This window comes from Streptomyces sp. NPDC054932, assembly GCF_053610205.1.
The window spans coordinates 1-6,648 of record NZ_JBSGXU010000296.1 but is presented as its reverse complement, the minus strand read 5'-3'; the positions used below and the strand labels follow the sequence as shown (position 1 = coordinate 6,648).

8 protein-coding genes are annotated in these 6,648 nt (G+C 73.5%); 4 read left to right on the top strand and 4 right to left on the bottom strand.

Translation table 11 applies throughout. The annotated features are described in order from the left end of the window. Positions 1 to 48 precede the first annotated feature (48 nt). On the bottom strand, positions 49 to 1,041 hold the full coding sequence (locus ACWGE1_RS39160) for an AMP-binding protein (protein ID WP_453425244.1): 993 nt from the start codon (positions 1,039 to 1,041) through the stop codon (positions 49 to 51). 320 nt (positions 1,042 to 1,361) lie between these two features. Between ACWGE1_RS39160 and ACWGE1_RS39155 the strand changes: the two genes are divergently transcribed. The 4 genes from ACWGE1_RS39155 to ACWGE1_RS39140 all read left to right on the top strand — a co-directional run bounded on the left by ACWGE1_RS39155 (position 1,362) and on the right by ACWGE1_RS39140 (position 4,538). After that, positions 1,362 to 2,180: an NmrA family NAD(P)-binding protein gene (locus ACWGE1_RS39155; RefSeq protein ID WP_453425243.1), complete on the top strand. Its 819-nt coding sequence runs from the start codon at positions 1,362 to 1,364 to the stop codon at positions 2,178 to 2,180. A 103-nt stretch (positions 2,181 to 2,283) separates the two neighbouring features. Continuing rightward, the gene (locus tag ACWGE1_RS39150; protein WP_453425242.1) at positions 2,284 to 2,919 is read left to right on the top strand and encodes a hemerythrin domain-containing protein; all 636 of its coding nucleotides are present in this window, start codon (positions 2,284 to 2,286) and stop codon (positions 2,917 to 2,919) included. Continuing rightward, positions 2,916 to 3,410: an anthrone oxygenase family protein gene (locus tag ACWGE1_RS39145; RefSeq protein WP_453425241.1), complete on the top strand. Its 495-nt coding sequence runs from the start codon at positions 2,916 to 2,918 to the stop codon at positions 3,408 to 3,410. The genes ACWGE1_RS39150 and ACWGE1_RS39145 overlap by 4 nt, the downstream gene beginning before the upstream one ends. Positions 3,411 to 3,539: 129 nt before the next feature. Next, the gene (locus tag ACWGE1_RS39140; RefSeq protein ID WP_453425240.1) at positions 3,540 to 4,538 is read left to right on the top strand and encodes an AraC family transcriptional regulator; all 999 of its coding nucleotides are present in this window, start codon (positions 3,540 to 3,542) and stop codon (positions 4,536 to 4,538) included. On the opposite strand, the gene ACWGE1_RS39135 is transcribed toward ACWGE1_RS39140, so the two are convergent. Genes ACWGE1_RS39135 through ACWGE1_RS39125 form a run of 3 tightly spaced genes read right to left on the bottom strand, consistent with a single transcriptional unit; the run spans position 4,535 to position 6,488 of the window. Then, positions 4,535 to 5,185, bottom strand: coding sequence for a 4'-phosphopantetheinyl transferase family protein (locus ACWGE1_RS39135; protein ID WP_453425239.1), 651 nt, complete (start codon positions 5,183 to 5,185; stop codon positions 4,535 to 4,537). The two genes, ACWGE1_RS39140 and ACWGE1_RS39135, sit on opposite strands and share 4 nt — an antisense overlap. Beyond that, positions 5,182 to 6,018, bottom strand: a complete 837-nt coding sequence (locus tag ACWGE1_RS39130) for an alpha/beta fold hydrolase (RefSeq protein WP_453425238.1) — start codon at positions 6,016 to 6,018, stop codon at positions 5,182 to 5,184. The genes ACWGE1_RS39135 and ACWGE1_RS39130 overlap by 4 nt, the downstream gene beginning before the upstream one ends. Then, entirely contained in the window at positions 6,015 to 6,488 is a 474-nt protein-coding gene (locus tag ACWGE1_RS39125; RefSeq protein WP_453425237.1) for an SRPBCC family protein, read from the bottom strand. Before ACWGE1_RS39125 ends, ACWGE1_RS39130 begins: the two co-directional genes overlap by 4 nt. Between the last annotated feature and the right edge of the window lie 160 nt (positions 6,489 to 6,648).

The window sequence follows — 6,648 nt, the reverse complement described above, 5'->3', positions numbered from 1 at the left end:
ACGGACGACCGTCCGGGGCCCCTGCCCGTATGCGCCGCGGGCCGCACCTCACAGCACCGACGGCGACCCCGACACCTCCCAGGCCAGCGCCTGCGGGGCGATCCGGGCCGACCGCCAGCCGTCCAGCACCGCCGCGTCCACCGGCTCGTCCGACAGCAGCACGTGCCGCAGCGCCGGCAGCACCGTCCCGCCCGCCGCCGCACCCAGCCGCGCGAACACCGACGGCAGCAGCGTCACCACCGTCACCCCCTCCCGCGCCAGCAGCCGGGCGAACGCCCGCGCATCGCACGCCGTCTCCCCGTCCACCACCACCGCACGGCCGCCCGACAGCAGCGGACCCCACATCTCCCGCATGCCCAGATCCAGACTCAGGGAATGGAAGTACGTCCACACGTCGTCCAGACCCGGCCCCAGCACCGGAACACAACCGTCCACCCACGACAGCACATCCGCGTGCGCCACCGCCCGCACCGCCGCCGCCCGCCCCGGACCACCGCCCGCCGGCAGCGCCATGAACGCCGTCCCCGGCGGCACCTCGCGGCGCACCGCCACCGGCGGCCGCACCGCGATGACGAACCGGCCCGTCTTGGCCACCGGGACCTCACCGCCCAGCAGCCCGCAGTCCGAGACGACCACCCACACACCCGCATCACGCATCAAGAACTCCTGCAGACCCGCACTGTGCCCGGACTCCAGCGGCAGCACCGCCGCCCCCGCCCGCAGCACACCGACCACGGCGCCCGCCGCCAGGCACGAACGCCCGGCCCGCACTGCCACGGCCGAACCCGGACCCGCACGCCCCGACAGCCGCCGCGCGATCTCGTCCGCCAGCCACTCCAGCTCCAGATACGTCGCCTGCGCCTGCGCGTCCACGGCGGCGACACGCCCCGGATGACGGGCGGCCGAGGCCGCGAAACGGACGTCGAGGCGGTCCCGGCGCACCGGCCGCCCGCCGGACGGGCCGAGCCCGACCCGCCCGAGCAGGCCGGCCAGATCGGCGGACAACCGGTCGAGCTCCGGATGATCCCCAGCGGCGTTCATGCGGCCTCCCAGCAGCGGGTCGAATCAACACGGCGAATGCTGCCCGCCACGGCACGAGAACCGCTCAAGTCCCGCCGCACACCCCCGCCCCCGGCCCGGCACGGCACGACTCGAGACCCGCTCGAGGACGGCTCCACACCCCGTCCACAACCACTCGGGACGCCCTGGCCCGCCCCCCGCAGCCATGCCTACGATTCCCGGGCTCATGCCGAAGCCGCCGGCTCACCGTCGCGCCCCGGGCCACCACCCGTAGACGCACGCATATGGAACTGAGCTTTGCGGCTATGGCCCGTCTCGCGAGACTGGACTTGACTGTACTCATGACTCAGAACACGCAGATCACCCTCGTTATCGGCGGTCACGGCAAGACCGGCCGACGCGTCGCCGAGAAGCTCACCGCCCAGGGCCGCCAGGTCCGCATCGGCTCCCGCAGCGGAACACCCGCCTTCGACTGGCACGAGCCCGCCACCTGGGTGCCCGCCCTCGAAGGCGTCGACCGCGTTTACGTCACCTACTACCCCGACCTCGCCTTCCCCGGCGCCGCCGAACAGGTCGCCGAATTCTCCAAGGTCGCCGTCGCCCACGGCGCCCGCCGCCTGGTGCTCCTGTCCGGCCGCGGCGAAGAGGCCGCCGAGGTCAGCGAGAACAACCTCAAGGCCTCCGGCGCCGACTGGACCATCGTCCGCTCCAGCTGGTTCAACCAGAACTTCAACGAGAGCTTCTTCCTCGAGCCCGTCCTGGCCGGCGAGATCGCCCTGCCGACCGGCGACGCCGTCGAAGCCTTCGTCGACGCCGACGACATCGCCGACGTCGTCGTCGCCGCACTGACCGACGACAAGCACATCGGCAAGACCTACGAACTGTCCGGCCCGCGCCTGCTCAGCTACAGCGACGTCGCCGCCGAACTGACCAAGGCCACCGGCCGCGACATCAAGTACATCTCCGTCACCAACGAGGAATACCGCGCCGTCCTGCGCGAGAACGACCTCCCCGAGGAGTTCGCCGACCTCTTCACCATGATCCTCGACGGCCGCAACGCCCACCTCGTCCACGGCGTCGAGGAAGCCCTGGGCCGCAAGCCCAAGGACTTCGCCGACTTCGCCCGCGAGGCCGCGGCCACCGGAGTCTGGAACGTCTGACCCGCCACCAACGGCTCACCACCCGCTCCATCCCTTTCGCTCCTTGACCGGGCGGCGACTCTGGTACGGCCGCCGCCCGGTACTCGGGGCACAGGAGGTTCCCATGCCCACGCCCCGGACGTACTCCAGCGAACACGGACTCGACACCCTCCCCCCGTACTTCCACGGATTCGCCCTGATGCACATCGCCATGCGACGCGACGCAGCCCGCCTGCGCACCGCCGCCCCGGCATGGAACGGCGCCGGAACCCCCTGGTGGCAGCAGCTGCGCGAGACCATCGAATGGCACCACACCAGCGAGGACGACGTCCTGTGGCCCGGACTGCGCCGCCACGACACCGACTTCGACGCCCAGGCACGCGAACTCCACGACGACCACGAGGAACTCGACGCCGCGATGCACGCCGTCGCCACCGCCATCGCCCACCGCGGCGACGGCCTGGTCCGCGCCGCCCAGACCTTCGAAGGCGTCCTGCGCGACCACCTCCGCGACGAGGAACGCATCGTCTTCCCCGTCTTCGAACGCCTCGGCGAGCGCGCCTACCTCGCCGAGGAACGCAAAGTCGTCGCCAGCGCACCCCTGCGCGTCATGACCCACCTCCAGCCCTGGATGTTCGACGGCGCCCCCAGCCGCTCCGTCGCCCACGTCGCCGCGACCATCCCGCCACCGGTCCGCCTGATCGGCTCCACCCTCCTGCACCGCCGCTACACCCGCACCCTGAAGGGAATCCAGAAGTGACCGGCACGACCACACAATCGGTGACCCTGGTGGCCGCCACGGTGGGCACCGGCCTGATGGCCGGCCTCTACTTCGCCTTCGACATCTCCGTGATGCCGGGCCTCGGCCGCGGCGACGACCACACCTACGTCACCGCCATGCGCAACATCAACGACGCCATCGACAACGGCCTGTTCGGCCTGCTCTTCCTCGGCGCGTTCCTCGCCACCGGCCTGGCCGCCGCCCAGCAGCAGCGCGGCGGCCGCCCCGACGCCGCCCGCTGGGGCTGGCTCGCCTTCGCCCTCTACGGCCTCTCGCTCGCCGTCACCGCAATCGTCAACATCCCCCTCAACAACCAGCTCGCACGCGCCGGCACCGACGCCGCCGCCGCCCGCCGCCACTTCGGCGGCCGCTGGACCTCCGGCAACATCGTCCGCACCGTGGCCTGCACCGCCGCCCTCGCCGCCCTGGGCCGCGCCCTGACCCTCCACGGCCGCACCCCGGCCGCGTAGACCACAGCCCCGGACGCCGCCGCGCACCGCACGGCACCGGCCCCCCACCCCGCGAACGGCGCCCGCTCTCTTTCCGTCCCCCGCGGGAGAGCGGGCGCTTCGCCGCGCCGCCCGAGAGAGGATGAAGCCATGGACACCCTGACCGGTCTGCTCGAAGGCCCCAAAGCCCGCGGAGCCTTCCTCCTCAAGTCCGTCTTCAACCCGCCCTGGTCACTGCGCGTCGAAGACCTCGCCCCCCTCTCCGTCGTCACGATGGTCCACGGCAACGCCTGGCTGCTCCCCGACCACGCCACCCCGGTCCTGATCCGCCCCGGAGACGTCGCCGTCGTACGCGGCCCCGACCCGTACACCGTCGCCGACGCCCCCGGCACACCCGTCCAGATCACCGTCGGCCCCGAACAGCGGTGCAGCACACAGGACGGCGAGGACGTCACCGACACCATGGCGCTCGGCGTGCGCACCTGGGGCGCCGCCTTCCAGGACGCCGGCTCCTCCGTCATGCTCAGCGGCACCTACCAGGCACCGAGCGAGATCGGCCGCCGGCTGCTGGGCGCCCTGCCCACCCTCCTGGTCCGCCCGGCCGAAGCCGCCGACAACACCCTGGTCACCCTCCTGACCTCGGAGATCTCCAAGGACGAACCGGGCCAGGAAATCGTCCTGGACCGCCTCCTGGACCTCCTGCTCATCGGCGTCCTGCGCACCTGGCTCGCCGCCCCCGCCAGCGGCGCCCCCGCCTGGTACCGCGCCCAGAGCGACCCCGTGGCCGGCCCCGCCCTGCGCCTGCTCCACGAGAACCCCTTCCACGGCTGGACCGTCGCCGAACTCGCCCTCAAGGTCGGCGTCTCACGGGCCTCCCTGGCCCGCCGCTTCACCGACGTCGTCGGCGAGCCCCCCGTGGCCTACCTGACCGGCTGGCGCCTGGCACTCGCCGCCGACCTGCTGCGCGAACCGGACGCCACCGTCACCACGGTCGCCCGCCGCGTCGGCTACAGCTCCGCCTTCGCGCTGTCCGCCGCCTTCAAACGCGTCCGCGGCATCAGCCCCCAGGAATTCCGCACCGGCGCCGCCCACACCACCGCACCACAGGCCGCACAGCCGCCCCGCACCGTCGTACTCGACACCCCCTAAACAGCACCCCCGCGCGCCACCGCCGTCACCACCAGCCCCCGCCCCGCCAGCCATCGGCCCTCGTACACCGGATCCACCGCCACCGGCCCCGGCGGGCACAACGTCGCCGTGAACGTGCCCGAGGGGGACAGGACCAGGACCGCGTCACGGAAACCCAGCCACACCCCGGTCGCCGGATACCAGGCCTTGTACACCGCCTCCTTCGCCGAGAACAGGATCCGCTCCCAGGGCAGCGACCCGTCGGCGGCGGCCAGCGCGGCCAGCTGCGCACGCTCGGCGGCCGAGGTGACCAGCCCCAAAACCCCCGGCGGCAGCGGGCCCGCCGGCTCCGCATCGATACCCAGCGCCGCCACCACCCCGGCCGGAGCGGCCACCGCCGCCCGGTACCCCTCGCAGTGCGTGATGCTGCCGACCACCCCGGACGGCCACTGCGGGGCCCCGCCCGGCCCCGGCAGCAGGGCAACCGGACGCCGGCCCAGCTCGGCCAGACAGCGGCGGGCACACGCGCGGGCGGTCGCGAACTGACGGCGCCGCCGCTCCCGGCGGCCCTCCATCAGGGCCGCCTCGGCCGGGAAAAGAGGAGCGGGCGCCGCGTCGTCGAAGGCTTCCGAAGACGTGACGCCCGGGGGCAGGAGTTCCTCGATCATCGCGAGGCGAGCTCCGACACCGCGGAGACCGCAAGGAGCGGGCGTTCCAGCGGCAGCATGTGCCCCGCGTCCGGGACCCGTTCGAAACGCGCACCGGGAAGGACCTCCGCGAGGGTCTGCGCCAGCGCGACGTCGATCACCCTGTCGGCCTCGCCGTGCAGGACCACCGCCGGGACCGTGACCGACTTCAGGGCCTCACGGACGTCCCAGCCGCGGGTGCAGCCGAAGAACTCCGCCCGCACCCGGGGGACCGCCGCCGCGAACAGCTGCCGGTTCACCTCCCGCACCACCGGATCCACCTGCCTGCCCATCGTCGAGGCGAGCAGCCTGCGCCCCAGCCACGGCCGGCGCAGCGCCCCCGAGAACACGGCGCTGCCCATCATCTTCACCTCGCTGTCCGGGGTGTCCTGGCCGTGCGCCGCCGTCCCCAGCAGCACCAGCCCGCGCAGCCGGCCCGCCGACGGCGAGGCCGCCGCGTACGCGAGGGCCGCGAACCCGCCGCCCGAGTGCCCCACGACCACCGCCTCCCGCGCATCCGTCTCACCCAGGACCGCCGCCAGGTCCGCACTCAGCCGCTCCACCGAGACCGGCGTACGGCCCAGCGTGGACGCGCCGTGACCGCGCTGGTCGTAGGAGACCACCCGGTGGCCGGCCCGGATCAGCCGGTCCGCGACGGTGCCCCACACCCGCCGGGTGTGCGCCCAGCCGTGCACCAGGACCACGTCGGCCGCCGCCGGCGTGCCCGCCAGCGGGGCCAGCACGCTCACCCCCAGGGCAGCCCCGTCGTCGGTGCGGACCGTCAGTTCCCGCGAGACCCGTGCCGCCGTGCTCACCGCGCCACCGCCGACAGCTGCCGGTCCAGGGACTCGAACGCGGCCAGCGTGCCCCTGGAGTGCTCCGCACCCAGGTCCGCGACCTTGGCCAGCACCTTCAGCCAGCCGTGCGGACTGCCCGTGAAGTGCATGGAGATACGCGTCCGGCCGTCCGCCAACGGCTCCAGCCGGAACGTGCTGGGCCCCCGGAAGACCCCGTCCACGTACTCGATGTCCAGGCGCCGGCCCGGCTCCACCGCCACCGTCCGCGCCGTGAAACGCAGCTTCAGCCCGCCGCTGTCGACGCCCTTGGTGTGCACCGTCACGCCCACCGTGCCACCGACCTCGTCGGGCGCGCCGGAGACCGCGGTGAACGTGTTGGCCGGCACCCACCACTTGCGGGCACCGCGGAACTCCGCGACGAGCGCGTCCCACACGGCATCCGCCGGGGCGTCGATCACCGCCTCGTCGATCAGGTCGTACGTCGTCATGCCGAACCCTCCAGTGGATACGGGAAATGCGCACAGGACACAAAAAAGGGGGCGGCGGGGGGGGGGGGGCCCAACCCCCCCCCCCCCCCCGGGGGGCCCCCGCCCGCCCCCCCCCCCCCGCCAGCGCAAAAAAACCCCCCCGCCGGGTGCATATTTTTTT

What these genes read in the sequence shown, in the direction of transcription:
- ACWGE1_RS39160 (WP_453425244.1), bottom strand. Translation starts at nt 1,041, where the DNA reads ATGAACGCCGCTGGGGATCATCCGGAGCTCGACCGGTTGTCCGCCGAT.
- ACWGE1_RS39155 (WP_453425243.1), top strand. Translation starts at nt 1,362, where the DNA reads ATGACTCAGAACACGCAGATCACCCTCGTTATCGGCGGTCACGGCAAG.
- ACWGE1_RS39150 (WP_453425242.1), top strand. Translation starts at nt 2,284, where the DNA reads ATGCCCACGCCCCGGACGTACTCCAGCGAACACGGACTCGACACCCTC.
- ACWGE1_RS39140 (WP_453425240.1), top strand. Translation starts at nt 3,540, where the DNA reads ATGGACACCCTGACCGGTCTGCTCGAAGGCCCCAAAGCCCGCGGAGCC.
- ACWGE1_RS39135 (WP_453425239.1), bottom strand. Translation starts at nt 5,185, where the DNA reads ATGATCGAGGAACTCCTGCCCCCGGGCGTCACGTCTTCGGAAGCCTTC.
- ACWGE1_RS39125 (WP_453425237.1), bottom strand. Translation starts at nt 6,488, where the DNA reads ATGACGACGTACGACCTGATCGACGAGGCGGTGATCGACGCCCCGGCG.